Annotated in this window: 24 protein-coding genes and 1 riboswitch; of the genes, 14 read left to right on the forward strand and 10 right to left on the reverse strand. The window is 64.7% G+C overall.

The features are described from left to right. The first annotated feature begins 178 nt into the window (after positions 1–178). A complete protein-coding gene (locus tag M1E07_RS03885; protein ID WP_461188976.1) occupies positions 179–973 on the forward strand; it encodes an IclR family transcriptional regulator in 795 nt (264 codons plus the stop codon). A 16-nt stretch (positions 974–989) separates the two neighbouring features. Here the strand turns inward: M1E07_RS03885 and nadE are convergent, their stop codons facing one another. Continuing rightward, on the reverse strand, positions 990–1844 hold the full coding sequence (gene nadE / locus M1E07_RS03890) for an ammonia-dependent NAD(+) synthetase (RefSeq protein WP_461188977.1): 855 nt from the start codon (positions 1842–1844) through the stop codon (positions 990–992). Positions 1845–1918: 74 nt separating this feature from the next. Here nadE and pyrE point away from each other — a divergent pair, with 74 nt between their 5' ends. The 4 genes from pyrE to M1E07_RS03910 all read left to right on the forward strand — a co-directional run bounded on the left by pyrE (position 1919) and on the right by M1E07_RS03910 (position 5239). Then, a complete protein-coding gene (gene pyrE, locus M1E07_RS03895) occupies positions 1919–2503 on the forward strand; it encodes an orotate phosphoribosyltransferase (protein ID WP_461188978.1) in 585 nt (194 codons plus the stop codon). Positions 2504–2635: 132 nt separating this feature from the next. Further along, complete coding sequence (locus tag M1E07_RS03900; protein ID WP_461188979.1) at positions 2636–3403, forward strand: GAF and ANTAR domain-containing protein; 768 nt, start codon at positions 2636–2638, stop codon at positions 3401–3403. An 84-nt stretch (positions 3404–3487) separates the two neighbouring features. After that, positions 3488–4129, forward strand: a complete 642-nt coding sequence (locus M1E07_RS03905) for a hypothetical protein (protein WP_461188980.1) — start codon at positions 3488–3490, stop codon at positions 4127–4129. Positions 4130–4198: 69 nt separating this feature from the next. Then, positions 4199–5239, forward strand: a complete 1041-nt coding sequence (locus M1E07_RS03910; protein ID WP_461188981.1) for an alpha/beta fold hydrolase — start codon at positions 4199–4201, stop codon at positions 5237–5239. 6 nt (positions 5240–5245) lie between these two features. Here the strand turns inward: M1E07_RS03910 and M1E07_RS03915 are convergent, their stop codons facing one another. After that, positions 5246–6076 carry an HAD-IIA family hydrolase gene (locus M1E07_RS03915; protein ID WP_461188982.1) on the reverse strand — a complete coding sequence of 277 codons (831 nt, stop codon included), beginning with the start codon at positions 6074–6076 and terminating at the stop codon, positions 5246–5248. A gap of 52 nt (positions 6077–6128) precedes the next feature. Between M1E07_RS03915 and M1E07_RS03920 the strand changes: the two genes are divergently transcribed. From M1E07_RS03920 to M1E07_RS03935, 4 genes are all read left to right on the forward strand, one after another. Then, entirely contained in the window at positions 6129–6827 is a 699-nt protein-coding gene (locus M1E07_RS03920; protein WP_461188983.1) for a TrmH family RNA methyltransferase, read from the forward strand. 139 nt (positions 6828–6966) lie between these two features. Continuing rightward, on the forward strand, positions 6967–7905 hold the full coding sequence (locus M1E07_RS03925) for a hypothetical protein (RefSeq protein ID WP_461188984.1): 939 nt from the start codon (positions 6967–6969) through the stop codon (positions 7903–7905). A gap of 166 nt (positions 7906–8071) precedes the next feature. Then, a complete protein-coding gene (gene fbaA, locus M1E07_RS03930; protein ID WP_461188985.1) occupies positions 8072–9091 on the forward strand; it encodes a class II fructose-bisphosphate aldolase in 1020 nt (339 codons plus the stop codon). A gap of 2 nt (positions 9092–9093) precedes the next feature. Next, positions 9094–9516, forward strand: a complete 423-nt coding sequence (locus M1E07_RS03935; protein WP_461188986.1) for a DUF3151 domain-containing protein — start codon at positions 9094–9096, stop codon at positions 9514–9516. Between the two features lie 117 nt (positions 9517–9633). Here the strand turns inward: M1E07_RS03935 and M1E07_RS03940 are convergent, their stop codons facing one another. Beyond that, a complete protein-coding gene (locus M1E07_RS03940; protein WP_461188987.1) occupies positions 9634–10275 on the reverse strand; it encodes a uracil-DNA glycosylase family protein in 642 nt (213 codons plus the stop codon). 214 nt (positions 10276–10489) lie between these two features. Next, complete coding sequence (locus M1E07_RS03945; protein WP_461188988.1) at positions 10490–11695, reverse strand: cobalamin-independent methionine synthase II family protein; 1206 nt, start codon at positions 11693–11695, stop codon at positions 10490–10492. Positions 11696–11707: 12 nt separating this feature from the next. After that, a riboswitch (SAM riboswitch) is annotated at positions 11708–11812 on the reverse strand. 223 nt (positions 11813–12035) lie between these two features. Between M1E07_RS03945 and M1E07_RS03950 the strand changes: the two genes are divergently transcribed. The 5 genes from M1E07_RS03950 to M1E07_RS03970 all read left to right on the forward strand — a co-directional run bounded on the left by M1E07_RS03950 (position 12036) and on the right by M1E07_RS03970 (position 16988). Further along, positions 12036–13097, forward strand: coding sequence for a M14 family zinc carboxypeptidase (locus M1E07_RS03950; protein WP_461188989.1), 1062 nt, complete (start codon positions 12036–12038; stop codon positions 13095–13097). A gap of 262 nt (positions 13098–13359) precedes the next feature. Then, positions 13360–14649 carry an adenylosuccinate synthase gene (locus M1E07_RS03955; RefSeq protein ID WP_461188990.1) on the forward strand — a complete coding sequence of 430 codons (1290 nt, stop codon included), beginning with the start codon at positions 13360–13362 and terminating at the stop codon, positions 14647–14649. 264 nt (positions 14650–14913) lie between these two features. After that, positions 14914–15270 (forward strand): YegP family protein, encoded by a 357-nt coding sequence (locus M1E07_RS03960; RefSeq protein ID WP_461188991.1) that lies wholly within the window; start codon positions 14914–14916, stop codon positions 15268–15270. 288 nt (positions 15271–15558) lie between these two features. Further along, positions 15559–16110 (forward strand): RNA polymerase sigma factor, encoded by a 552-nt coding sequence (locus tag M1E07_RS03965; protein ID WP_461188992.1) that lies wholly within the window; start codon positions 15559–15561, stop codon positions 16108–16110. Further along, complete coding sequence (locus M1E07_RS03970; protein ID WP_461188993.1) at positions 16107–16988, forward strand: hypothetical protein; 882 nt, start codon at positions 16107–16109, stop codon at positions 16986–16988. The genes M1E07_RS03965 and M1E07_RS03970 overlap by 4 nt, the downstream gene beginning before the upstream one ends. A 13-nt stretch (positions 16989–17001) precedes the next feature. On the opposite strand, the gene M1E07_RS03975 is transcribed toward M1E07_RS03970, so the two are convergent. The 6 genes from M1E07_RS03975 to M1E07_RS04000 are packed head-to-tail and all read right to left on the reverse strand — an operon-like array spanning position 17002 to position 23968. Then, entirely contained in the window at positions 17002–17496 is a 495-nt protein-coding gene (locus M1E07_RS03975; RefSeq protein ID WP_461188994.1) for a CoA-binding protein, read from the reverse strand. Then, entirely contained in the window at positions 17493–18848 is a 1356-nt protein-coding gene (locus M1E07_RS03980) for an O-acetylhomoserine aminocarboxypropyltransferase/cysteine synthase family protein (RefSeq protein ID WP_461188995.1), read from the reverse strand. Before M1E07_RS03980 ends, M1E07_RS03975 begins: the two co-directional genes overlap by 4 nt. Next, complete coding sequence (gene sfnG, locus M1E07_RS03985) at positions 18848–20038, reverse strand: dimethylsulfone monooxygenase SfnG (protein WP_461188996.1); 1191 nt, start codon at positions 20036–20038, stop codon at positions 18848–18850. Before sfnG ends, M1E07_RS03980 begins: the two co-directional genes overlap by 1 nt. An 11-nt stretch (positions 20039–20049) precedes the next feature. After that, positions 20050–22002 carry an acetate--CoA ligase gene (gene acs, locus M1E07_RS03990; protein WP_461190319.1) on the reverse strand — a complete coding sequence of 651 codons (1953 nt, stop codon included), beginning with the start codon at positions 22000–22002 and terminating at the stop codon, positions 20050–20052. Further along, positions 21993–22895, reverse strand: coding sequence for an ABC transporter permease (locus tag M1E07_RS03995; protein ID WP_461188997.1), 903 nt, complete (start codon positions 22893–22895; stop codon positions 21993–21995). The genes acs and M1E07_RS03995 overlap by 10 nt, the downstream gene beginning before the upstream one ends. Beyond that, on the reverse strand, positions 22895–23968 hold the full coding sequence (locus M1E07_RS04000) for an aliphatic sulfonate ABC transporter substrate-binding protein (RefSeq protein ID WP_461188998.1): 1074 nt from the start codon (positions 23966–23968) through the stop codon (positions 22895–22897). Before M1E07_RS04000 ends, M1E07_RS03995 begins: the two co-directional genes overlap by 1 nt. Positions 23969–24020 lie beyond the last annotated feature (52 nt).

A 24020-nucleotide genomic window follows, 5' to 3' on the forward strand; every position in this document is an offset into this window, starting at 1 on the left:
GCCTCCTCATTGAGAATCCCGCAGTGGTGGTCCATTTTGTGGACGCGGGGTCTGTCAATGGACACTACGGGCGGCGCGAAAGGGCTGTCAAGCCTGAAAGTTTGGGCGCAATCACGCTGTTTTACAGTGTGGACAGTAACATTGCCAGTGTCCATAATGTGGAGGCGCGAGGAGGAAAATGTCCAATCTGCCAGTACAGGGTGCCCAGGTGGTCAGCCGCATCGCCCGGCTGCTGCGGCTGGTGGGACGCAGTCCGGAGGGCATGCCGTTGTCCGCCTTGGTGAGGGAGTCAGGCCTCACCCGGCCCACCGTCCACCGGCTGCTCTCATCCCTGGCGTCTGAAGGATTGCTGGATCACGACGCCGGCAGCGGCAACTGGGTACTGGGCCCGGAAATGCTCCTGATGGGGTCAGTGGCCGCTGCGCGGTTTCCGCTTGAGGACATTGCCCGGCCCAGCCTCCACAGGCTCGCCGAGGCCACCGGCGAAAGTGCGTTCTTTTCCATCCGCCGAGGTTCCGAGACGGTGTGCCTGCTGCGCGAGGAGGGAAGCTTTCCGGTCCGGTCCTTTGTGCTGCACGAAGGCGTCCGCTTCCCGCTGGGTGTTGCCTCTGCGGGGACCGCGATCATGGCTTTCCTGCCCGAGGCCGAGCAGGAAGGGCTGCTGCGCGGCTGGACGGAGCACGCAGGTACTTTCGCCGCAGTGCACACGGAAGAGCTGGTCCGGGCCAACCTCGCCCGGACCAGGCAAGTTGGCTACTCGGTGAATCCGGGGCTGGTACTGGAGGGCAGTTGGGGGATGGGCGCCGCGGTGTTCGACGCATCAGGCAAACCCGCTTGGGCGCTTTCCCTGACCGGGATCGAGCCACGCTTCAAGCCTGAGCGGCAGGAAGAGCTGGGCAACCTCCTGATGGCCGAGGCGCACCGCATCACCCAGCAGTTGGGTGGGGACGGGAAAGGCGGGCGGCCCCGCTGAGTTTCCCCGGGCGAAACTACAGCCCTGCGCGCGGCTCTTCCGGGCCCTGGTGCTTCCACCAGGCATCAAAGATGGTGACGGGGACGGTGCGCTTGTGCCGGGTGCGCAGGAACTTCTCTTCGATCAGCTCGGCCACGGACCCGGGAACATCCCGGCCCTCCAGGTAATCATCAATCTGGTCGTAGCTCAGGCCCAGCTCATCCTCGTCAGTGCGGCCCGGCTTGTCGTCCAGCAGGTCCGCGGTAGGCACCTTTTCCCAGACGCGGGCAGGCGCGCCGAGCTCGGCCAGCAGGGCACGGTTCTGCCGTTTGTTCAAGCCAAACAACGGAAGGACATCAGCGCCGCCGTCACCATACTTGGTGAAGAAGCCGGTGACGGACTCCGCGCCGTGGTCCGTGCCGAGGACCAGGTAGTTGTGTTCTCCAGCCAGGGCATACTGGGCGATCATGCGGGTGCGTGCCTTGGTGTTGCCCTTGTGGAAATCGGAGATTTCCGAGCCCACCGTCTTCTCGAACTCATCCTCGAACCCATCCACGGCGGCGGATATGTTGAATGTCCACTCAGTCTTGGGCTGGATGAAGTCCAGGGCGGCCCGGGCGTCCTCCTCGTCGTGCTGTACGCCGTAAGGCAGCCGGACGGCCACGAAGTTTGCGTCCACACCCTCGGCCTCAAGTTCTTCGACGGCCAACTGGGCCAGCCTTCCGGCCAGGGACGAATCCAGGCCGCCTGAAATGCCCAGGACAAACCCCTTGGTGCGGGTGGCTTTTAGATAGTCCTTAAGGAATGTGACGCGCTTTCGCACCTCCCCGGCGGGGTCGATCCGGGGCTGGACGCCCATTTCTTCAATGATCCTGGCCTGGAGTTCGCGCATGTTGTCCAGCCTAGCCAGCGGTGTCACTAAGCCTCAAGCATCCACACCGGCCCGCCCCCACTAAACTGGAGTCCATGACTTCCCCCAGTGACACTGCAGTAGACACTGCTGCCGCCCGCGCCCGCCTGCTGGAACTGATCAAGGAACTCGCCGTGGTCCGCGGCAAGGTGATCCTGTCCAGCGGAGCGGAAGCCGATTACTACATCGATCTCCGCCGTATTACCCTGCACCACGAGGCCTCCAAGCTCGTGGGCCAGGTCATGCTCGCCCTGGCGGACGACGCCGGGATCGACTTCGAGTGCGCAGGCGGACTCACCATGGGAGCCGACCCCGTGGGTACCGCTGTGATGCACGCTGCCGTGGACGCCGGCCGGACCGTTGACGCGTTTGTAGTCCGCAAGGCCCAGAAGTCCTACGGCATGGGCCGCCAGGTGGAGGGCCCCTCCGTGGAGGGCCGCAAGGTCCTGGTTCTCGAGGACACTTCCACTACCGGCGGTTCCGCGCTGGCCGCGGTCGAGGGAGTTCGGAAGGCCGGCGGTAACGTAGTGGCCGTCGCCGTCATTGTGGACCGCAGCACCGGGGCCAAGGAAAAGATCGAAGCGGAGACGGGCGTTCCCTACCTGTTCGCGTTCGGCAAGGATGAGCTCGGGCTTTCCTAGCATTCCTGCCAAAGGCAGCCGGGGCAGGTGCATCCCCGGCTGCCTTTTCCGTCCAGGACTTTGTTGGCTGGGGACACGGGGCTGCCCTATTATGTGGTATTCCCTCGAGTACCCATACGGAGAACGTGCACCATGCTGCCCCCTCAAGAACCCTTGAGCACCACTGACCAGGTCCAGAACCTTATTTTGGAAAGTGCCGACTTCGAGGGCTTCCTGAACGAACTGGCGCGGTTCTCTGCCCGCCAGGTGGCCGGCGATGGCGAGGACGCCCTGTGCGGAATCACCTTGCTCCGGGACCGGAAGGCCGCCACGATTGGCTGGAGCAGCGACTCAGCCCGCGAAGTGGACGAAATCCAGTATTCCTTGTCGCGGGGCCCTTGCCTCACTGCCGCCGAAGAGGACCGCGAAGTCCACGTCCCTGACCTGTTCGAGGAAGACCGCTGGGGACCCGATTACGCGTCCGCGGTGGCATCGCACGGGCTGCGGTCAGTACTCTCGCTGCCCTTCAACCTGCAGGGCGATGCCAAGGCCGCATTGAACCTCTACTCCGACGTTCCGAACAAGTTCGACGAACGTGCCACGGCAAAGGCGCGGGGCTACACAAGGGAGATTTCGCAGGCGCTGCGGCTTGCGGTGCGGTTCTCACTTCACACCGACAGTGCAGCAAATCTCCGCGCAACGCTGCAATCCAGGACCATCATCGACATCGCCATTGGCATTGTGATGGCACAGAACAGGTGCAGCCAGGAGGCCGCGGTCAGCATCCTCACCGAGGCCTCCAGCAACAGCAACACCAAGCTGCGGGATATTGCCAAATCCTTGGTGGACTCCGTGGGGGGTGTGGGCACGCGGACGCATTACCAGGAACCCGGGCAGCGCCAGGCGGGCCAAACAGCCTGACAGACGGCTTGTGCCCTCCCGTGCTGGAGGTTATTCTTACCAAGGTTGAGCCGTCGGCCATAGACACCCTCTTTTGGAGTACCTATGGACCGCGCACTGGATGCCCTCGTTAACTTCGATGTCCCCGCGGACATTGTCCGCATTGACGTCCGGGGGAGCCTGAACCAGGACTCCCGCCCCGGGCTTGTCCAGATCATCCGCCGGATCAGGCGGATGGGGATCCGTTCCCACATCTGCGTTGAGCTTTCGCGTGCCGTCATGGTTGAGTCCGCGGCCCTCGCAGGCCTTCGCATTGACCTCAATGCCATCGACACCGGCAGCCTGCCGGGAATCCATGGCGCCGGGGTATCCCTTGACCTCTCGCCCGCCGGTGGCGAATGGGCTGCGGCGCCCGGGCAACCGCTGACGATCCTTGACGGCTTTTCCGCCGGCGGCGTTGCGGACATGGACGCCCCTGGCTACCCGGCCGCTTTTTCTGGCGAAGCAGGGATTCCTTTGCTGGACCTCACGGGCTTTGAGGTGCTGTGCGGCCGGGCGCTGCAGGATTACTCGGATGAGGAACTGTTGCTGGCCAGTGACACCCTCTTTACCCTTTTGGACAACCCGGCGGCTTTCCCTGGGTCAGACCTGCTGGGCCGGTATGACGACATCGGCCAAGAGATGCTGCGCCGCCAGCAGGAGGCTTCTGCACCGTTCCCGGCCGTGGAAGGACAGGCCGCCAGCTGATCCTGCGTCACTGAAAGGTTACCGGCGGCTCCTTGCGGCGGTGTCTTCCGGTGTGCCTACGGTAGGGGTGTGCCATATGAGGGGGAAGTAAATCCGCAGGACCGGCGCGGGGCTTCTGAAGCCCGGCTGCTGCAGGATGCCGCTGCCCTCAAACAGTTTTCGCGCCGCGGATTCCTGGCAGGAGCAGGCGTGTCCGGCCTGCTTGCCGCGGACATGCTGCTCACACGCCAGGTGCAGTCCGCCCGCCAGGTAAACCGGATCATTCCTGTTGCGGACGACTTCGCTGATGCTTACTACCCGGACGCCAGCTGGTTCCTGTTTCCCGGCTATAAAACCAGCTGGGAGGAGGGGCAGTGGATCCTGAACACCCTCCGGGGCTCGCTCAACAAACGTGCCCGGCTCGCCGCCGTCGGCTATTCCAACCTGGGCCTGGACATCGACGGGCTGGTCATTGCCGTGATCGAGCACGTCCGGGCCCAGAAGCTCACCAAGCTGTTCTTCTACGGACACAGTTTTGGCGGAATGGTGGCCACCCAGGTGGCCGCCCGACTGCTGGAAATACATGGTGTGGAAGTGGAACTTGTCGTGCTGGACTCCAGCCCGTACAGCAAGCACGACGTCCTGGACCAGAGCTGGTTCGACGGCGTGGTGTTCCTCTATGAGCGGGGTTTCCGGTTCCCGTCCTCCCTCCGCGGCGGGTACGAACTGGGGGAGCGCGTCATTCATAAGGACGAACGGAGCTGGCGGCAGATCCTTGACCAGACGCTCGAGCAGCTGTCGCCGATCGCGCCGTCCAGCCTGCTCGTCCAGTCGGAGTCCGCCTACATCTACCACTTTGACGGCACCCGGTTCGCGGACAAGATAGGCGGCGCCAAAATGGCCTACATCGGCAACCCCCGGGACCGCACGGTCCGCTACCAGACGGCGGTGGAGGCATGGGCGGTAGCGTTCAAGGCAAACATGGTCTCCAGCGGGCTTCAAACCGAAGGCGCCGCCCCTGCCCACGCCAGCCCGGGCTGGAACCCGAACATCTACCGGCCCATCCTGGACGGACTTTTGGAGGAGAACTTCCCATTGCCCCGGGGCGGATCCCGGGTGACTGTCTTCTAGCCGGGCCTAGATCTGGTTCTTGAGGTCCGCCACGGAGTTAAGGACCTGGTTGGGTCGGAAGGGATATGAACCGATCTCTTCGCGCTGGGTGATGCCGCTCAGGACCAGTACTGTGTGCAACCCGGCTTCCATGCCGGCGATGATGTCCGTGTCCATCCGGTCCCCGATCATGGCGGTGGTTTCGGAGTGCGCGTCGATCTGGTTCATGGCGGAGCGGAACATCATTGGGTTGGGCTTGCCCACGATGTAGGGCTCCCGGTCCGTGGCTTTGGTGATCAGCGCTGCTATGGCACCGGTGGCCGGCAGGGGGCCGTCCTTTGATGGCCCGGTGGCGTCAGGGTTCGTGGCGATGAAGCGTGCCCCGGCCAGGATGAGGCGGATGGCCGTGGTGATGGCCTCGAAGGAATATGTGCGTGTCTCGCCCAGCACCACAAAGTCGGGGTCCTGGTCGGTGAGGATGAAGCCTGCCTCGTGCAGCGCCGTCGTCAGTCCTGCCTCGCCGATGGTGTACGCGCGGTTGCCCGATCCGGAACCCTCCACCTGGTTCTTGAGGAACTGGGCGGTGGCCAGGGCGGAGGTCCAGATGTTCTCCTCGGGAACCTCCAGGCCGGAGGCCCGCAACCGGGCCGCAAGGTCACGCGGCGTGAAGATGGAGTTGTTGGTGAGCACCAGGAAACGCTTGGACGTGTCCACCCAGCGCTGGATGAGCTCGGCGGCACCGGGCACCGCCTGGTTCTCGTGGACCAGGACGCCGTCCATGTCCGTCAGCCAGCATTCAATGTCCTGGCTGCTGCGGTGAACCGCCGGGTTTCCCTTGACCTTGTCCGCTTCTGCCATGCCTACCTCCGCCGGTGATGAAAGCCCGAAAGGTCCAGTCTAGTGTTGAGGGGTGAATCAAACGCCCGGTATAACGTCCGAACCCCAACCTGAGCCGGAGCAGCCTGGGGAGGCACCTGGCGGGGAGGTTCAGGGCGAAAAGCCGGAAGTCGGCGTCGGGCCCTGGGAAGGCGAGCTGCCCGAAGGCGACCACTGGGACCCGGACCTCCTGGCTGACGGCGACCGGCGCAATGTGCTGGACAAGTACCGCTACTGGAAGCATGACGCGATTGTGGCGGAGCTGGACTCGCGCCGCCACAACTTCCACGTGGCCATCGAGAACTGGCAGCATGACCTCAACATCGGCACGGTGGTGCGCACCGCTAATGCGTTCCTCGCCAAGGAGGTGCACATCATCGGGCGACGGCGGTGGAACCGGCGGGGCGCCATGGTCACCGACCGCTACCAGCACGTCCGCCACCACCCCACCGTGGAGGACTTCGTGGAGTGGGCGCAGGGGGCGGGGCTGGCCATCATCGGGATCGACATCTTTCCGGACTCGGTGCCGCTGGAGACTTATGAACTGCCCAAGGACTGCGTGCTGGTGTTCGGCCAGGAAGGTCCGGGGCTGACGCCCGAAGTCCACGAGGCGGCGCTGGCCACGCTGTCCATCGAGCAGTTCGGCTCCACCAGGTCCATCAACGCGGCCTCGGCAGCGGCCATCGCCATGCACGCCTGGGTGCGCCGGCACGTGTTCAACCAGCACGTGTAGCCCGGTTTCCTCCCGCGAGATGGCACTTAACGGCAGTCCCGGAGGCCGGGAATGCCGTTAACTGTTATCTCGCGGGGACTCTTGGTGCCAAAGCTGTGGATAACTCCTTCCGGCCAGCTTTCCCGCGCAAAAATGAGGGATGCGCAGGGCCATCCTTCCAGACCATCTGACTGCCGGCTCCTTCTCGTTGAGGGCCTCTGACAAGGCTGGGGTCACCCGGACGCGCACTGCAGCTAAGGACCTCGTGACTGTTTCGCGGGGAATCCGGGTGCCGGTCCATTCCGGCGCATCGGGGGCTGCTGCCCTGCGGGCCTACACCGACCTTGACGACTCGTCCATCCTGACGTCCGTCTCGGCCGCGCGGGTCTGGGGTGCGCCGCTTGCCGGCGTCCTGAACGGGGACTGGCGAATTCACCTGGCGCGGCGCCGGGGGTTCAGCTTCCCGCGGCGCGCCAATGTAGTGGGACACCTGCTGACCTTCCTCCCGGACGAGGTGGTGGAGTACGACGGCGTCCGGCTTACGTCACCCGCACGGACCTGGCTTGACCTGGCCTCAGCGCTGCCCGTGGAGGACCTGGTAGCGGCAGGCGACTACCTTGTTTGCTCGCACGGGACGGAGTTTCCGCATCCCAGGGATGCACTCTGCAGTATTGCTGAACTGCGCGAAATCGCCAGGCGGCACCCGGGGATGCGCGGGGTGAGGGCTGCACGGGAGGCGGTTGAATTCGTCCGTGTGGGTGCCGACTCCGCCCCGGAGACTCACATGCGGCTGGCCCTCGTCGACGGCGGCCTGCCGGAACCGGTGCTGAACCACGTGCTGTTCGACTACCGGGGAGTCCCCTTCCTGTGGCCGGATGCCGCCTACCCGGGGTGGAGGATCGCGCTCCAATACGACGGCGGCCATCATGCAGGCGGGGAGCAATACCTGAAGGACATCGAGAGGCAGGACCGCACAGCCATGCACGGCTGGCTCGAGGTCCGCATCGGCAGGCATCATCTTGAAGGTGAGCGCCCCGCCGTCGTCCGCCGGGTCCGGCAGGCTCTGCAGAGCCGCGGTTGGACGCGAGATGACAGATAAGGGTAGTTGCCGGGCGGCGCACTGCCCTGAAATGCCATCTCGCGCCAGTGTTACCGTCCGGTGACCCGAAACACTCGGCACGTCCGGAAATGGCTAGGATGGTGCTAGCCGTAAGCGGTACTCCAGGGTTACCAGCCCACAGACGAACCTCAGCATAGGAGTCAGCATGCCCATTGCAACCCCAGAGATCTACTCCGAGATGATCGACCGCGCAAAGGCGGGCGGCTTCGCATTCCCGGCAGTGAACGTCACGTCCTCCCAGACGCTGAACGCTGCCCTGCGCGGCTTCGCCGACGCCGAGTCCGACGGCATCATCCAGGTTTCCACCGGCGGCGCGGCCTACTGGTCCGGTGCCTCCACCAAGGACATGGTGGCCGGTTCCCTGGGCTTCGCCGCGTTCGCCCGCGAAGTGGCCAAGAACTACGGTGTCAACATCGCCCTGCACACGGACCACTGCCCCAAGGACAAGCTGGACGGTTTCGTGCTGCCCCTGCTCGCAGCTTCCGAGGCTGAGGTCAAGGCCGGGCGCAACCCTCTGTTCAACTCCCACATGTGGGACGGTTCGGCAGAGACCCTGGACGAGAACCTGCGCATCGCCCGCGAACTGCTGGAGCGCACCGCTGCCGCGAAGATGATCCTCGAAGTTGAAATCGGCACGGTCGGCGGCGAGGAAGACGGCGTCGAGAACGAGATCAACGAGAAGCTTTACACCACGGTCGAGGACGCGCTGGCCACCATCGAAGCGCTGGGATCCGGCGAAAACGGCCGCTACATCACCGCCCTGACCTTCGGCAACGTCCACGGCGTCTACAAGCCCGGCGGCGTGAAGCTGCGCCCGGAGATCCTCAAGGACATCCAGGCCCAGGTGGGCGCGAAGATCGGCAAGGACAACCCGTTTGACCTCGTGTTCCACGGCGGCTCCGGCTCCTCCGACCAGGAAATCGCGGACGCCGTCTCCTACGGCACCATCAAGATGAACATCGACACCGACACCCAGTACGCCTACACGCGTCCGGTGGCGGACCACATGTTCAAGAACTACAACGGGGTCCTGAAGGTGGACGGCGAGGTAGGCAACAAGAAGACCTACGATCCCCGCGTTTGGGGCGCTTCGGCCGAAGCCGGACTGGCCGCCCGCGTTGTCGAGGCCACCAAGCAGCTCGGTTCCGCCGGAAAGACCTTCTAGGAATGTCCGACGAGTTCCGTAGGAACCTGATGGGACCCGAGCCCACGCTCCTGCCTGCCGAGACCGAGGTCTACCAGCAGCTTGAAGCCGGCCACGAAGCACTGGATCTCGTAGCCAAGCACCCCACTTCCTCGCTGCTGTGGGCTGTGCTGGCGGAAGAGGCCTGGGCCGAGGGGCGGACCATCGACTCCTACGCCTACTCGCGGGTGGGCTACCACCGGGGGCTGGACTCGCTGCGCCGCAACGGTTGGCGCGGCGTGGGGCCTATCCCGTGGGAGCATGAGCCCAACCGCGGCTTCCTGCGGGCGCTGTACTCCCTCGGCCGCGCATCTGCCGCGATCGGCGAGGCGGAGGAGCCGGAACGGATTGAGAAGTTCCTGAACGATTCCGACCCGGCGGCGAAAGCAGCCATCGAAGCGAAGTAGCAAGCGGACGACGACGGCCGGTTACCTTTTCAACAAGGTGACCGGCCGTCGTCGTAAGCAGTGAGCCTCGTGGCATGGGCCCACGTCCGCAGGGGTTCCCTGGCCGAGCTTGCGAGGTTAGGGGGCAGATGGGGATTTCTGCAGCCCCGTGCGCGCCATCGCATCGGCGTAGGCCACGCGCATGGCCTCGAGGTACTCCTCCTGGCGGGCAGGCGAACCGGCGAACGCGCGGCCGCTGAGGGAGCGCACCTTGTAAGTCTTCAGGCCGCGGCGCCAGAGCAGCGGCACTTCGGTCTTGAGCAGCAGGTTGGCCAGGCGGTTGGCTTCGGTGCCGTGTGCCACGATGACCGAGGCGCGCGGAACCAGTGCCAGGAACTTCAGCAGCGGCTTGAGGCCGGCGGAGATTTGGTCCGGGGTGAACTTCCCGTTCGGCTCTCCGGCGATGTGCCAGGGGTGGACGTTCCACGGCATCACGAACTCCGGACGCAGCCCCAGTTTCCATTGGATGCCGAGCATCCGGGTGGCGGCGTCGTGGTCCCCGGCGGTGATGAAACCGGACGGGTCGGCCTCGCCGATGTTTGAGTACAGGCTGATGATGCGGCACTCGTCGACGTCGTGCATGGGGTCCACGTAGGGCACCACCGTGCCGGGCTTGGCCTCCTGCAGGGAATCGCACAGTTCGTTCACGGCTGCAACATTGGGTTCGTAGCGGCGGCTCAGAAGCTGCTCATGGAAGGATTCGGGTGCCAGGGCTGTCATGTAGTGCTGGATCTCCTGCGGGGATTGGTCTCGCTGCCACCTCGGAAAATGGGCGCACAATGGCCGCACACATCCGCGATGGTTGAAATGGGGTGGACCGATTCCTGGTCGGCCTTCACCAGTTTAGCAAGCCCCGCAAAACGAAACGCCGGTCCCGCGCACCCGATTTAAGCGGGACACGGAACCGGCGGGTTCGGCGTTAAGTGATTTCTGGCTACCAGAGCCGCTTGGTGGCCCGGCGTGCGCCTTCGCCCAGTGATTCCAGCTTGGCGAACGCGATCTGCGGGTGGACCCTGCCGCCGAGGCCGCAGTCAGTGGAGGCGATGACATTCTCGCGGCCCACTACATCTGCGAACCGGACAATCCGGTCGGCTACCAGGTCCGGATGCTCCACCACGTTGGTGGCGTGGGAAACGATGCCCGGGATGATGACCTTGCCCTCGGGCAGCTTCGTGTCCTCCCAGACCCGCCACTCGTGTTCGTGGCGGACATTGGCGGCTTCGAAGGAGTAACCGCCGGCGTTGATTTGGAGCATGGTTTCCACCAGGTCCGCAAGGGGAAGGTCTGTGGTGTGCGGACCATGCCAGGAGCCCCAGCAGAGGTGGAAGCGGACCTGCTCCTCAGGAAGGCCCCGGAGGGCGTAGTTGAGGGCCTCCACGCGGATCTGCGTGAATTTTAGGTAGTCCGCCACGCTCGGCTCGGGGCTGATCTGGTCCCAGTTCTCCGCGATGGAGGGATCGTCGATCTGCAGGATCAGGCCGGCGTCGATGATGGCTTTGTACTCTTCGCGGAGTGCATCGGCACAGGCGTAGATGTACTCCTCCTCCGTTGCGTAGTACTCGTTGGTGATGCGTGAGGCGCTGCCGGGGGAGAGCGCCGCAACAAAGCCTTCCTTGAGTCCAGTGGCAGCCAGGCCGGCCTTCAGGTTGGCGATGTCGGAGGCAACCGCCTCCTGGCCGGTGTAGACGAGCGGTCCCGTGACCTTGGGGAACGGCCTGGGACCGCCCGTGAAGATGCCGCTGGTGGGATCGTTGTAGGCCTCGGAAAAGATGGTGCGGTCGCGGCGGTGGATGAAGCCCGTCAGCTGGACGTTGCCCGGGGTGGATTCCTTCGGTTCGACGGCCCACTTGGCGTCGTTGTCCAGCTCCAGCCCGCCCATGCGCGCGAAGGAGTAGGACCACCAGGCGCCGTAGTCCACGGAGGCGCTCATGGCGTGCCCGTACTCGCCGTCGTTCGGGATATCAACGCCCAGGTTTTGCTGGCGCTCCACCAGGTCCACCACGGAAGCGGTGAGGAGTTCGTTGTAGCCCTCGACGTCGGCCGGGTTCTCCTCGCGCGCGGCGTTGGCGGCGATCAGTTCAGGGGTGCGGGGCAACGAACCTGCGTGGGTGACGCGGATGTGGTCTGTGTTCAAGGTCATGCTGGAATTTCCTTTCCATCGGTCCTGGCAGTAGCACCTTCGCAGGCAGGACGTACCTGCACTTGGGGGTTGCTGCGGCGTCAACGATCCAGGTCTCTCGGCCGCTCCGGATGGTTCTCTCTCACTCAAATCCAGATGGCTCCCGGGAGCAAATTCGCTTCAGTTTGTGTCGGAACGGGTAGGGCGCCGGACCCATGCTTCCGGAACGTAATAACTGTATGCGCATTCCTGTTATATCCATTGACAGCTCTCGTTCAGATTGGTTGGCTTCTGTCACAGCCCGTGATGGGGGACATGGCGGGCTGGCCACACCTAATGCACTCGAAAGAGGTACCGCACCGTGAGAAAAACCCTGGCAACCTTCAGGACCCTGGCAGTTACGGGAGCCCTGGCTCTGTCAGTTGTAGCAGCGCCGGCCCCGGCCATCGCTGTGGGCGAAGGCCCCAACTATGACGGCAACGGACAGATCACCACATCGAAGCTGGTTTCCTATGACCAGATGGTCTCTTTCCTCAAAGACCAGGATGCCCGCCAGTCCGCCATGGAGCTGGAGGTCATTGGGCAGACCGTGAAAGGCCGGGACATCCACCTGGTCAAGTACATCTCGGATCCAGCCAAGCCCACCATCCTCTACCTGACGCAGCAGCACGGCAACGAACAGCTCACCACTGAAGGCGCGCTGGAATTCGTCAAGCACCTGGGCACCGGAAAGTCCGGGGATGTCCTCGATGGCGTGAACATCCTCATTGTGCCGATGCTCAACGCAGACGGTGCCATGGGGGACGTGAACTTCCCGCTGGACGACTACCTGGCCAAGGGCGACCGCAACATGACGCGGTACAACGCCGAAGAGGTGGACCTTAACCGCGACCATGTAGCAAAGATCCAGCCCGAAACCCAGGCGCTCCACTACAACGTGATGCGCAAGTACAAGATCGACTACATGATCGACCTGCACCACCAGGGCACCCGCAGCCAGCGCGATGGCGAACTCGTGTCCGGGTCCATCCTGTACCCCACCACCCCGAACGCAGATCCGGCTGTTGTGGAGAAGTCCAAGCAGCTGGGCGCCGTCGTTTTCGAAAACGTCGACTCCACCGGCTGGGGCCACCTCGGCAAGTACGTGGGCGGCAGCGCCGAAACCATCAGCCGCAACGGCATCGCCGTGGAGTACGGCATCTCAACGTTGCTGTTTGAGATGCGCGGCATGTCCGACCACTACCTGGACGGCTACGCCCTGGGGCTCCGGAGCAATGGCTACCTGATCAAGCAGACGGTCACCACGCTGACCGCCACCGCCGCGGCCATCGCGGACGGATCAATTGCCGACGCCGACACCTCCTTCTGGGACAGCCTGGCCACCCAGACCTCCCGCCCGGGCGAGGAAGCCGACGACGAATAGCATCACCGCTGACAGTCCGCCGCGGTCCTTCACTCCTGCAGGGGTCCTTTACTTTGCAAGAAGGACCGCGGCGACCCAACGAGTGGACAAAGTCACTGATCGGCTAAACTTGGGTGGTAAGAGCCCCGGAACTCTTGCGTCGCTGTGCTGCCGCGCAGACCAGCGAAGGCCGGTCCATTCGGGGCATTCTCATGAACGGCGCTGCGCCAGCCCTGCCACTTGTGGCGGGACCGGGCAGCCCGAACGAATGGGGGAGGATCCCATGCCAGCAATTGTGATCGTAGGAGCCCAATGGGGCGACGAAGGAAAAGGCAAGGCGACCGACCTGCTGGGCGGCCGTGTTGACTACGTCGTCAAACCCAACGGCGGCAACAACGCCGGGCACACCGTCGTCGTGGGCGGTGAAAAATACGAACTCAAGCTGCTGCCGGCAGGTATCCTCAGCCCCAACGCGGTACCCATTATCGGCAACGGCTGCGTGGTCAACCTCGAGGCACTCTTCCAGGAAATCGAAGGCCTTCAGGCACGCGGTGCCGACACCTCCAAGCTTCGCGTCTCCGCGAACGCACACCTTGTCGCTCCCTACCACCAGGTGCTGGACAAGGTGACGGAGCGCTTCCTCGGCAGCCGCGCCATCGGAACCACGGGGCGCGGCATCGGCCCTGCGTACATGGATAAAGTGGCCCGTCTGGGCATCCGCGTCCAGGACGTTTTCGACGAGTCAATCCTCCGCCAGAAGGTGGAAGGTTCGCTGCGGCAGAAGAACGAACTCCTGGTCAAGATCTACAACCGGCGTGGCGTGGTGGTGGACGAGATCGTGGAGTACTTCCTGTCCTTCGCCGAACGGCTCCGCCCCCTGGTCATCGACAGCACACTGGTGCTGAACACGGCCCTCGACGAAGGCAAGGTCGTCCTGATGGAAGGCGGCCAGGCAACGTTCCTGGACGTGGACCACGGGACCTACCCGTTCGTCACCTCCTCCAACCCCACCGCCGGCGGCGCCTCGGTTGGATCAGGTATCGGACCCACCCGCATCTCCCGCTCCATCGGCATTATCAAGGCTTACACCACACGTGTTGGTGCCGGTCCGTTCCCCACGGAGCTGTTCGACGAGATGGGCGTGTACCTGCAGAAGACCGGCGGTGAATTCGGCGTCAACACCGGCCGGCCGCGCCGCTGCGGCTGGTACGACGCCGTCCTGGCCCGTCACGCCTCGCGCGTCAACGGCTTCACGGACTACTTCGTCACCAAGCTGGACGTGCTCACCGGCATCGAGCAGATTCCCGTGTGCGTCGCCTACGACGTGGATGGCGTGCGCCACGACGAGATGCCCATGACGCAGACCGAGTTCCACCACGCGGTGCCGATTTTTGAGTACTTCGAGGGCTGGACCGAGGACATTACCGGTGCGCGCACCCTCGCGGACCTGCCGGAGAACGCGCGCAACTACGTGCTGGCCCTGGAAAAGCTTTCCGGCACGCGCTTCTCCGCTATTGGTGTTGGCCCGGACCGGGACCAGACCATCGTGGTGAACGATCTCATCAACGACTGACGCTTCAGGGAATTACGACGGCGGCGGGCCACCTTGCGAAGGTGGCCCGCTGCTTGCGTTTGTCCTGGGCGTAACAGCAATTTACACAGGGTTAACGCCTTGGGTCTTGCGGGGCTGCAAGCAAAACCGGGAGACTCTTTGATATACCGGTGACCCGATCACCAATCGTTCGACCAGACCCGCGGGAAAGGGCAGCAGTGATGCGCCTACCGGCCGGTGGCAACGGCGCCCCCGGACAGGACCCGCAGAACGGAAGGATTTGTTATGGCCGGAAAGTTCGAAGCATTCGTTGACCCGGATTCGTTTTTCAGGTTCCGCCTCCTTGCCCCGGACGGCGCCGTAATGGCCGTCTCCGGTCCCTTCGAAAGTAAGTCCGCCCTGGCCGCCGGGATTTCCGCGGTACGCGAATGCGCAGGCACGGGACTGGTTACCGATCTTTGCCCAGCCGGCGCTGCTGCGCCACAGGCGCCTGCTGCGTCTCCGACTCCGTCTCCGTCGGCGGCGGCCTCCCCGGCTGACTGTGAAAACCCGCGCATTCCGGCCGGGCACACGTTCGTTCTGGCAAAAGGACCCCACCGGCAGGGAAGCAAGCTCCGCTGGACCTCGGCAATTGCCCGCTGAAGGTCGCCCCAAAGTTTTTCAAGTTTTTTCCTGCAAGGCGTAACCCTTGATAAGCCTGCAGCGATTACCCCTATGTAGCGCCGGTCTGGAACTTGTCCCCCATCACGTTCCAGGCCGGCACTTTCTCTTTCCGGTGCCAGAGCAGCTGACCTGGCCAGCGGCAGCGCACGCGTGGCGGGCACGGGCACCGGTTACTGAGCGGTAAAGTGATGCAGGGAAAAGGCGTTCCGGGCATGGACACCAGCCTTCCCTAAAACAGCAACCTCTCTGACTGAAAGCGCTACGTCCGTGACCGATGCACTGACAGGCGGGACCCTGCAGGATCAAGCCGCCGGGGCGTCCGTCTTTAGCGTTGTTTACCGGACTTATGCATCACAGGTCCTGGGCTATCTCACCGCCCGGGGAGTCGAGGATCCGGAGGCGGTCATGCAGGAAGTGTTCCTCTCCGTCCTGCCACGGCTCGACACTATCCACGGAGGTGCCGCAGGACTCCGTACGTTTATCTTCTCCGTCGCCCACGCGCGGATGGTTGACGACCATCGACGCCAAGGCCGTACGCCCGTCAAGCTGCCTTTTGAGCCCGAGTTGGACCAACGGGAAGACTCCTCTGCCGAGGCGGAAGCCCTCCAACGCATTTCACCACGCGAGGTCCTGAACCTGCTGGACGGGTTGCCACAGGACCAGCGCGAGGTTCTGGTCCTTCGCCTCGTGGCGGGACACACCGTCGATCAGACAGCTGAAGTCATGGGCAAGACCGCCGGCGCTGTAAAGCAGCTGCAGCGGCGTGCGTTGACCAAGCTCCGGGAACTTTCGGCGGTAAAGGAGTACCTGAAGCCATGACGCAACCAGTCAACCACCTACCCGACGCAGCGGAGGAAATGCTCCTCGACGCCGGATACGGGCAGGACGCCGAGCTTCGCGCCGTCCTCCTTGCGCTGGGGGCCTTTGCCTCGCTGCCTGCTCCGGAACCCTCAGGGGCGCTGGCCGCCATGATGGCAGGACCAACAGACGAGTTCGCGCGCAAGCGTTCGTACCGCCGTCACCGCATTACAGTGGTGGGCCTTGCCATCAGTGCGGGCATGGGACTCGGGGTATCCGGCGTGGCGGCCAGCTCTGCCGGTCACGGGGAGCAGGGCAGCCACTCGGTGCAGCAACTGCTAGCAGACTGGGCGCCGTCCTGGAGCATCCTGCCTGTTCCTCCAGCCAGCGCTGCGCCACCAGCCAGCGAAATCGCTGGCCAACCCCTCGCCCCGGAAACCGTATCGCATGCCACCACCGAACCCGTATTGGATACCGGCCCCCATCCCGTCCCGGCAGGTGCACCCAAGTCCCGTACCTTGCCCGACACCCGTACCGTGCAGGGGCATCCCGCTGCGGGTAATTCGGCAGGACCGGAACGAACAACGGCCGACGGCGGAGCTGCCGCCGCGAAGGTCGCCGGTCCCGGCGTAACGGTGCAGCCGCGGGAAACCGGGCAAAAGGCCGCCAACAGCCCTGGCGATCCCGTCAAAACCCTGAAGGAGGCCAACCCGGAGAAGGCAGGGCCGGAGCACGAAAAAACGCAGAGTGGCGACGAAGGGACCGGCACTCGAGGCGCCGGAATCCGGGATGTGCTGGTGAGCACCGTGCCCGCCCTGCGGGACCAGGGCGGAAAAGCCGCGGGGGCCGGCCCTCAGGCCGACCCCCGCTCCACCTGGCTGACAAAGTTCAGCCGATAGGTCCCTCCTGGACTCAGGCCAGGACTTGCCGCTTGGACGAAATTACGCCGGTGTCAAAGCCCGCCAGATGGAGTCCGCCATGGAACCGGGCGTGCTCGATCTTGACGCAGCGGTCCATCACCACGTTAAGACCAGCCGCTTCGGCCTCGGCAGCCACTTCCTCGTGCCACGATCCCAGCTGCAGCCACAAGGTTTTGGCGCCGGCCGCGATGGCCTCGGCCAGGACGCCCGGCAGGTCGTCGTGCTTGCGGAAGACGTCCACAATGTCAGGGGTTTCGGGCAGGTCGGCCAGGGATGCATAGGTGGGTTGGCCCAGTATCTCCTTCACCACGGGATTGACGAAGTACACCCTGTACCGCGTGGACGACTGCAGGTAGGTCGCGACAAAGTAGCTGGCCCGGGACGGCTTGTCCGAGGCGCCCACGATGGCAATGGACTTGGCTGCGCGCAGCAGGTTCAGGCGCTCCGGTGCGGAGGGGCCATCCCAAGTACGGGTTTCGATACTCATGCGCGTGCTCCAATCGTGCAGGCGTCTGCCGCTTCTTCGTCCAGGACTTCGGCGTCAACCGTCGTGGTTTTCTGCGCTTCAGTAAGCGCCTGGTCGAGGTCCCACAGGATGTCCTCGATGTCCTCGAGGCCCACGGAAATCCGGACCAGGTCCTCCGGCACGCCGGCGGATTCCAGCTGGGCAGGGCTGAGCTGCTGGTGGGTGGTGGAACCGGGATGGATCACCAAGGTACGGGAATCGCCCACGTTGGCCAGGTGCGAGGCCAGCTGCAGGGACTCGATGAACTTCTGGCCGGCAGCACGGCCGCCTTTCACACCGAAGGAAAAGACGGAACCAGGACCAAGGGGCAGGTACTTCTGCGCCCGCTCGAAGTGCGGGTGGGATGGCAGGCCGGAGTAGTTCACGTAGGCAACCCGGGGGTCCGCATCCAGCCATTCGGCCACGGCCTGGGCATTCCGGAGATGCTCATCGAGGCGCTGCGGCAGGGTCTCCACGCCCTGCAGCAGCTGGAAGGCGGACTGCGGGCTCAGGGCGGGTCCGATGTCACGAAGCTGCTCGCAGCGGAGCTTGGTCAGGAAGCCGTACTCGCCGAAGTTGCCCCACCACGAAACGTTGCCGTAGGACGCCACAGGCTCGGTCATGGTGGGGAACTTGCCGTTGCCCCAGTCGAACCGTCCGCTCTCAACAATCACCCCGCCAAGGGTGGTGCCGTGTCCGCCCAGGAACTTGGTGGCGGAGTGGATGACGATGTCCGCCCCGTGTTCGATCGGCCGCACGAGGTACGGCGTGCTCAAGGTGGCGTCCACCACCAGGGGGATGCCGGCGTCGCGCGCCACCTTGGCCAAAGCCGCCAGGTCCTGGACCTCCGACGACGGGTTGGCCACCACCTCCACGAAGATGGCCTTGGTGTTCTCCCGGACGGCCGCGGCGTAGTCGGCAGGGTCCGTCCCGGGAACGAACGTGGTGTCCACGCCGAACCGGCGAAGGGTCACGTCCAGCTGGGTGACGGTGCCGCCGTAAAGCTGGGACGCCGCCACGATGTGGTCTCCGGCCTGGGTCAGCGCGGCAAAGGTGATGAACTCCGCGGCCATGCCCGACGACGTGGCCACGGCGCCGATGCCGCCTTCGAGGGAGGCGATGCGCTCCTCAAAGGCCGCCACCGTGGGGTTGCCGATGCGTGAGTAGATGTTGCCGTACTTCTGCAGGGCGAACAGGTTGGCCGCGTCCTGGGTGTCCTTGAACACGAAGGATGTGGTCTGGTAGATGGGCACGGCCCGGGCGCCGTGCTCGGCATCGGGAGTGCCGCCGGCGTGGAGGGCGCGGGTGCGGAAACCGAAGGTGCGGTCAGCCATTACGCAGCCACCTGCTCTGCAACGGGGGTGTTGGACAAGTCCAATTCGGTGCCGTTTTTACGGGCCAAATCTGCTTCGAGTTCGCGGACGATGGGCAGGATCTCCTGGCCGAACGCCGCCACCTCCTCCTGGAAGTGCAGGTAGCAGGTGAGGAACAGGTTCACGCCGAGCTTCTTGTACTCCACGATCCGCTCGGCGATCTGCTCAGGCGTGCCGATCAGCTGGGTCTTGAAGCCGTCGTTGTACTGGATCAGGTCCTCGAAGGAGGAGTCCGCCCACATGCCCTTGCCGTCCTTGGTGGACGCGCCGGCTTCCTGGACCGCGTCCCGGAAACCCTGGACGGCAGGCTTGTGTGCCTTCGCCACGATCTCGCGGAGCGTGTCACGGGCTTCCTTTTCGGAATCGCGGGCGATGACGAAGCCGTTCAGGCCGAAGCGGGGCGCCCGAAGGGCACCTTCGGTGCCGCGGCGGGTTTCACCGGCCGCCGCCACCACGCCCGCAATGTTCTCCTTGAAGCCCTCGAGGTCCTTGCCGTTGGAGAAGTACCAGTCCGCCACACGGCCTGCGGTTGCCTGGGCAGCAGTGGAGTTGCCGCCGAAGAAGATTTCCGGGTGGGCGCGCCCCGGGACGTCCACGGGGGCGGGGTTCAGGGTGAAGTCGGTGATGTTGTAGTACTTGCCGGACTGGCTGTACTCCTTCTCCGTCCACAGGCCGCGTAGCACCCTGATGAACTCTTCGGTGCGGACGTAGCGCTCGTCGTGCTCCAGCCATTCCAGGCCGAAGTTGGTGAACTCGTTCTTCAGCCAGCCGGAGACGATGTTGACGGCGGCGCGGCCGTTGGAGATGTGGTCTGCGGTGATGATGTACTTGGCCAGCACGCCGGGGTGCCACATGCCCGGATGGACGGCGGCGATGACCTTGAGCCGCTCGGTGGCGGCGAGCAGCGCCAGGCTGAAGGACGTCGCCTCGTGCTGCTTGTCGGCGCCGTAGGATGCGGCATAGCGTGTCTGGGTCAGGGCGTATTCAAAGCCGGACTCTTCGGCGATCCTGGCCAGCTTTTTGTTGTAGTCGAAGTCCCAGCCGGTGCGCTGCTCAATGGTGGAAACCACGAGGCCGCCGGAGACATTGGGTACCCAGTACGCGAACTTCAGCGGTTCGGAGAGCCGGGCGACGTTGCTGATCTCAGTCATTGGTGTCTTCCTTACTTTGTGGCGTGTTCCCGCTTGCGCAGGACGTCCTGGATTCCGGCGATGGCCGGTTCGTTCTGGAGTGAAGTGGTGTCGCCCAGTGCGGTTCCCTCAAACAGTTGGGTCAGCAGGCGGCGCATGATTTTGCCGCTGCGCGTCTTCGGGACATCAGGAACCACGACGACGTCGCGCGGCTTGGCGATGGGGCCGATCTCCTTGGCGACGTGGTTGCGGAGTTCCTGGGTGGTTGGCCGGCCTGCCGCAGCGCCGCCTTTTAGCACTACAAAGGCGACGACCGCGTGGCCGGTCTTGGGATCGGCCACCGGACAGACGCCGGCCTCCACCACGTCCGGGTGGGACACCAGGGCGGATTCGATCTCAATGGTCGAGAGCAGGTGGCCTGAGACGTTGAGGGTGTCGTCCACCCGCCCAAGGATCCAGATGTCGCCGTCGTCGTCATACTTGGCGCCGTCACCGGCAAGGAACCAGCCCTGCTCCGCGTACTGGCTCCAGTAGGAATCGAAGTAGCGGCGGGGGTTGCCCCAGACGGTGCGGGCAATGGCGGGCCCGGGGGAGTCCACCACGATGAAGCCCTGCACGTTGGGTGCGGTGCGGTTCCCGGCCTTATCCACCACACGGGTACTCACGCCCGGGAGCGGCCGTGCGGCGCAGCCGGGCTTGAACTCGGTGTCCGTGGGTGCGGGGGACATGATGGTGGCCCCGGTTTCGGACTGCCACCACGTGTCAACCATGGGGGCCGTGCCGTTGCCGAGGTTGTCGCGCAGCCAGCGCCAGGCCTCCGGGTTCACGGCCTCGCCCACGGTGCCCAGCAGGCGGAGGGAGGAGAAATCGTAGCTGTCCGGTACGCCGTCCGGGAACCAGCCCATGAGCGAGCGGACCAAGGTGGGCGCGGTGTAGTACTGCGTCACGCCGTAGCGCTGAATGATCTCGAAATGCCGCCCGGGGTGCGGGGTGTTGGGCGTGCCCTCGAAGATCACCTGGGTAACGCCATTGGACAGCGGCCCGTAGATCTCGTAGGTGTGTGCCGTGACCCAGGCGAGGTCGGCGGTGCACCAGTGCACATCCTGGTCCCGCAGGGCTGGGTCCGGGTTGGAGAACAGGTGCTCGAAACTCCAGGACGCCTGGGCCAGGTAGCCGCCGGAAGTGTGCACCAGGCCCTTGGGCTTACCCGTGGTGCCCGAGGTGTACATGATGAACAGGGGAGTCTCGGCGTCGAACGCCTCCGGCTCATGGACATCGGAGGCAGGTTCGACGACGTCATGCCACCACACGTCGCGGCCTTCGGTCATAGGGACCATGCCGAGCTCGTCGGGGGCGGTTGTGCGGTTGATGACCAGCACGTGCTCCACGGCGTTGTCACCGGCGACGGCAGCATCGGCGTTGTCCTTCACGGGGACCGCAACACCGCGGCGGAACTGGCCGTCCGTAGTGACCAGCAGCTTGGCGCCGGTGTCCTCCACCCGGAACCGCAGCGCCTCGGCCGAGAAGCCGCCGAACACGAGGGAGTGGATGGCGCCGATCCGGGCCACGGCCAGGGTGATGATCACGGTCTCGGGGATCACGGGCAGGTAGATGACCACGCGGTCGCCCTTGGTGACGCCCAGGGACAGGAGCGCGTTTGCGGCCTTTGACACCTCCCGCTGGAGCCCGGCGTAGGTGATGGTCCGCCGGTCTCCGGGTTCACCCTCGAAGTGCAGTGCCACTTTGTCACCGCGGCCGGCCCGTACATGCCGGTCCACACAGTTGTAGGCAACGTTGATTTTGCCGCCCTCGAACCAGCTGATCCGCGGCCCGGCACCCGCTTCCGGATCTGCGGGGATCCACCGGTGGGCGGTGTGCCAAGGGCTGGCCCAATCGAGGCGCAGTGCCTGCCGCTCCCAGAACGCAACGTTGTCCGCGTGCACTCCTGCGTTGAGGTCGAACGTTTCGCTGGTGCTCAGGCCCATCGTTTCACCGCCCACTTTTCTGCCAGGCCCAACAGGGCATCTGTAAGTTTTCCGATCACGGCGAGCATCACGATGGCCAGGAACAGCCGGTCGGTGCGCCCGTTGTTCTGTGAGTCGATCAGCAGGAAGCCAAGTCCCATGGACGAGGCGATCAGCTCAGCTGCCACCAGGAACAGCCACGCCTGCGCCAGCGCCAGCCGCAGTCCGGAAAAGACGGCCGGAACGACGGCGGGAAGCTGCACAGTGGTCAGCAGCCTGACGCCGTTGAGGCCGAAGGCGCGGGCCGCCTCCACCAGGTTCCGGTCCACGTGGCGCAGCGCCAGGGAAACCGTAGTGAACACCGGGAAGAACGCGCCGATGATGATGAGCGTCACCTTGGAGTCTTCACCGATCTTCAGCCACAGGATCAGCAGCGGCACCCAGGCCAGGGACGGCACGGCGCGCAGGGCGCCGATGGTGGGGGCCAGCAGGGCATCGGCGAGTTTGGAAAGTCCTACCGTGGCGCCGAGAAACAGGCCGAGTGCCGCGCCGATCAGGAAACCAATCAGGACGCGCTGGGTGGAAATCGCGATGTGGGTGCCCAGCTCGCCGCGTTCCAACAACTCCCCGGCAGCCTCCAGCACCATGGCCGGCGGGGGCAGTTGGACCACGGTGAACAGGCCATTGGATGAAGCCAGCTGCCAGGCACCCAGCAGGATTGCCGGAATGATCAGGCCAAGGGGCAGACGCGCCCAGTTCCTGGAGCGGACTCCGGCGGGAGACCATCCACGTGCCGGAGCGGGTGCCGGAACGGCGCCCGCCTGGGCGGCGTCTGCCGTTGTTGCGGAAGCGGCTGCAGCACGCTCATCCGCAACACTGTTGCCAGTGAGTAAGGGGTTCTCCAGATGGTTCATCAGGAATCCTTGATGGCTGACGGATCAGCCTTTTTCACCAGCGAGTCGTCGAGAAGGGAGCTCACGGCGTCGTCAATCTGCTGCTGGGTCTTGACGTCGCCGGTTTCCACGAAGGTGGGCCCGATCTTCTCCAATACTTTGCGCTGTGCCGCGCCGGGGGCGGGGTCCACGTCCAGGTTGCTGCGTTCCAGGACCACCGTTTTGGCCACGGCCAGGTCCAGGCCGGCCACGTCGGCAAGGATCTGCGCAGTCTTGTCCGGATTGGCTGCCGCCCAGGCGCGGGCCTTTTCATAAGCATTCACCACAGCCTGGGCCAGTTCCGGCTTGTCCTTGAGGAAGGACTCCGTGGCGTTGAGGAAGCCGTAGGTGTTGAAGTCCAGGTTCCGGTAGAAAAGCCTGGAGCCCTTCTGCTCAGCCCCGGCCATGATCGGGTCCAAGCCGGACCAGGCCTGGACGGATCCGTTCTCGAGCGCAGTGCGGCCATCGGCGTGCTGCAGGTTCTGCACCGTCACGTCCCCCGGCTTCAACCCGGCCTCTTCCAATGCCTGCAGCAGGAAGAAGTAGGGGTCCGTGCCTTTGGTTGCGGCAACAGACGTGCCCTTGAGGTCCGCCACCGAGGTGATGTCCGAGCCTGCGGGTGCTACCAAGGCCGCCCATTCGGGCTGGGAGTAGATGTCGATGGTCTTGATGGGCGAACCGTTGGCCCGAGCCAGCAGGGCGGCCGAACCGGCGGTGGACCCTACGTCGATGGCCCCGGAGCGGAGGGCCTCGTTGGCCTTGTTCGAGCCTGCCGACTGGATCCAGTTGACCGTGACGCCCTGGTCCTTGAGGCTGGCCTCCAGCCACCCCTGGTTCTTGATGACGAGGCTGAGGGGGTTGTAGGTGGCGAAATCTATGTTCAGCGTGCCGCCGGTACTGCCATTGTTGCTGCCTGTGTTGCTGCCTGCGGCCCCTGCCGCACTGCCGGATGAGCCTTCGCCGGCGACGCATCCGGTCAGGGCCAGGGCGGCGGAAGCGGCAACGGCGGCTGCGCCGAGGAGCGAACGGCGGGTGATGGGGCGTGAGTACGGCATGGTTTTCCTTTTACGGACGGGGGCGGGGGATATCAGGGGGAGCCTCGCGGCT

Source organism: Arthrobacter sp. Z4-13 (genome assembly GCF_054792705.1).

What these genes read in the sequence shown, in the direction of transcription:
- M1E07_RS03955 (WP_461188990.1), top strand. Translation starts at nt 13,360, where the DNA reads ATGCCAGCAATTGTGATCGTAGGAGCCCAATGGGGCGACGAAGGAAAA.
- M1E07_RS03900 (WP_461188979.1), top strand. Translation starts at nt 2,636, where the DNA reads ATGCTGCCCCCTCAAGAACCCTTGAGCACCACTGACCAGGTCCAGAAC.
- M1E07_RS03960 (WP_461188991.1), top strand. Translation starts at nt 14,914, where the DNA reads ATGGCCGGAAAGTTCGAAGCATTCGTTGACCCGGATTCGTTTTTCAGG.
- M1E07_RS03980 (WP_461188995.1), bottom strand. Translation starts at nt 18,848, where the DNA reads ATGGCTGACCGCACCTTCGGTTTCCGCACCCGCGCCCTCCACGCCGGC.
- M1E07_RS03970 (WP_461188993.1), top strand. Translation starts at nt 16,107, where the DNA reads ATGACGCAACCAGTCAACCACCTACCCGACGCAGCGGAGGAAATGCTC.
- M1E07_RS04000 (WP_461188998.1), bottom strand. Translation starts at nt 23,968, where the DNA reads ATGCCGTACTCACGCCCCATCACCCGCCGTTCGCTCCTCGGCGCAGCC.
- M1E07_RS03885 (WP_461188976.1), top strand. Translation starts at nt 179, where the DNA reads ATGTCCAATCTGCCAGTACAGGGTGCCCAGGTGGTCAGCCGCATCGCC.
- pyrE (WP_461188978.1), top strand. Translation starts at nt 1,919, where the DNA reads ATGACTTCCCCCAGTGACACTGCAGTAGACACTGCTGCCGCCCGCGCC.
- fbaA (WP_461188985.1), top strand. Translation starts at nt 8,072, where the DNA reads ATGCCCATTGCAACCCCAGAGATCTACTCCGAGATGATCGACCGCGCA.
- M1E07_RS03940 (WP_461188987.1), bottom strand. Translation starts at nt 10,275, where the DNA reads ATGACAGCCCTGGCACCCGAATCCTTCCATGAGCAGCTTCTGAGCCGC.
- M1E07_RS03915 (WP_461188982.1), bottom strand. Translation starts at nt 6,076, where the DNA reads ATGGCAGAAGCGGACAAGGTCAAGGGAAACCCGGCGGTTCACCGCAGC.
- M1E07_RS03905 (WP_461188980.1), top strand. Translation starts at nt 3,488, where the DNA reads ATGGACCGCGCACTGGATGCCCTCGTTAACTTCGATGTCCCCGCGGAC.
- M1E07_RS03945 (WP_461188988.1), bottom strand. Translation starts at nt 11,695, where the DNA reads ATGACCTTGAACACAGACCACATCCGCGTCACCCACGCAGGTTCGTTG.
- M1E07_RS03925 (WP_461188984.1), top strand. Translation starts at nt 6,967, where the DNA reads ATGCGCAGGGCCATCCTTCCAGACCATCTGACTGCCGGCTCCTTCTCG.
- M1E07_RS03995 (WP_461188997.1), bottom strand. Translation starts at nt 22,895, where the DNA reads ATGAACCATCTGGAGAACCCCTTACTCACTGGCAACAGTGTTGCGGAT.
- sfnG (WP_461188996.1), bottom strand. Translation starts at nt 20,038, where the DNA reads ATGACTGAGATCAGCAACGTCGCCCGGCTCTCCGAACCGCTGAAGTTC.
- nadE (WP_461188977.1), bottom strand. Translation starts at nt 1,844, where the DNA reads ATGCGCGAACTCCAGGCCAGGATCATTGAAGAAATGGGCGTCCAGCCC.
- M1E07_RS03975 (WP_461188994.1), bottom strand. Translation starts at nt 17,496, where the DNA reads ATGAGTATCGAAACCCGTACTTGGGATGGCCCCTCCGCACCGGAGCGC.
- acs (WP_461190319.1), bottom strand. Translation starts at nt 22,002, where the DNA reads ATGGGCCTGAGCACCAGCGAAACGTTCGACCTCAACGCAGGAGTGCAC.
- M1E07_RS03935 (WP_461188986.1), top strand. Translation starts at nt 9,094, where the DNA reads ATGTCCGACGAGTTCCGTAGGAACCTGATGGGACCCGAGCCCACGCTC.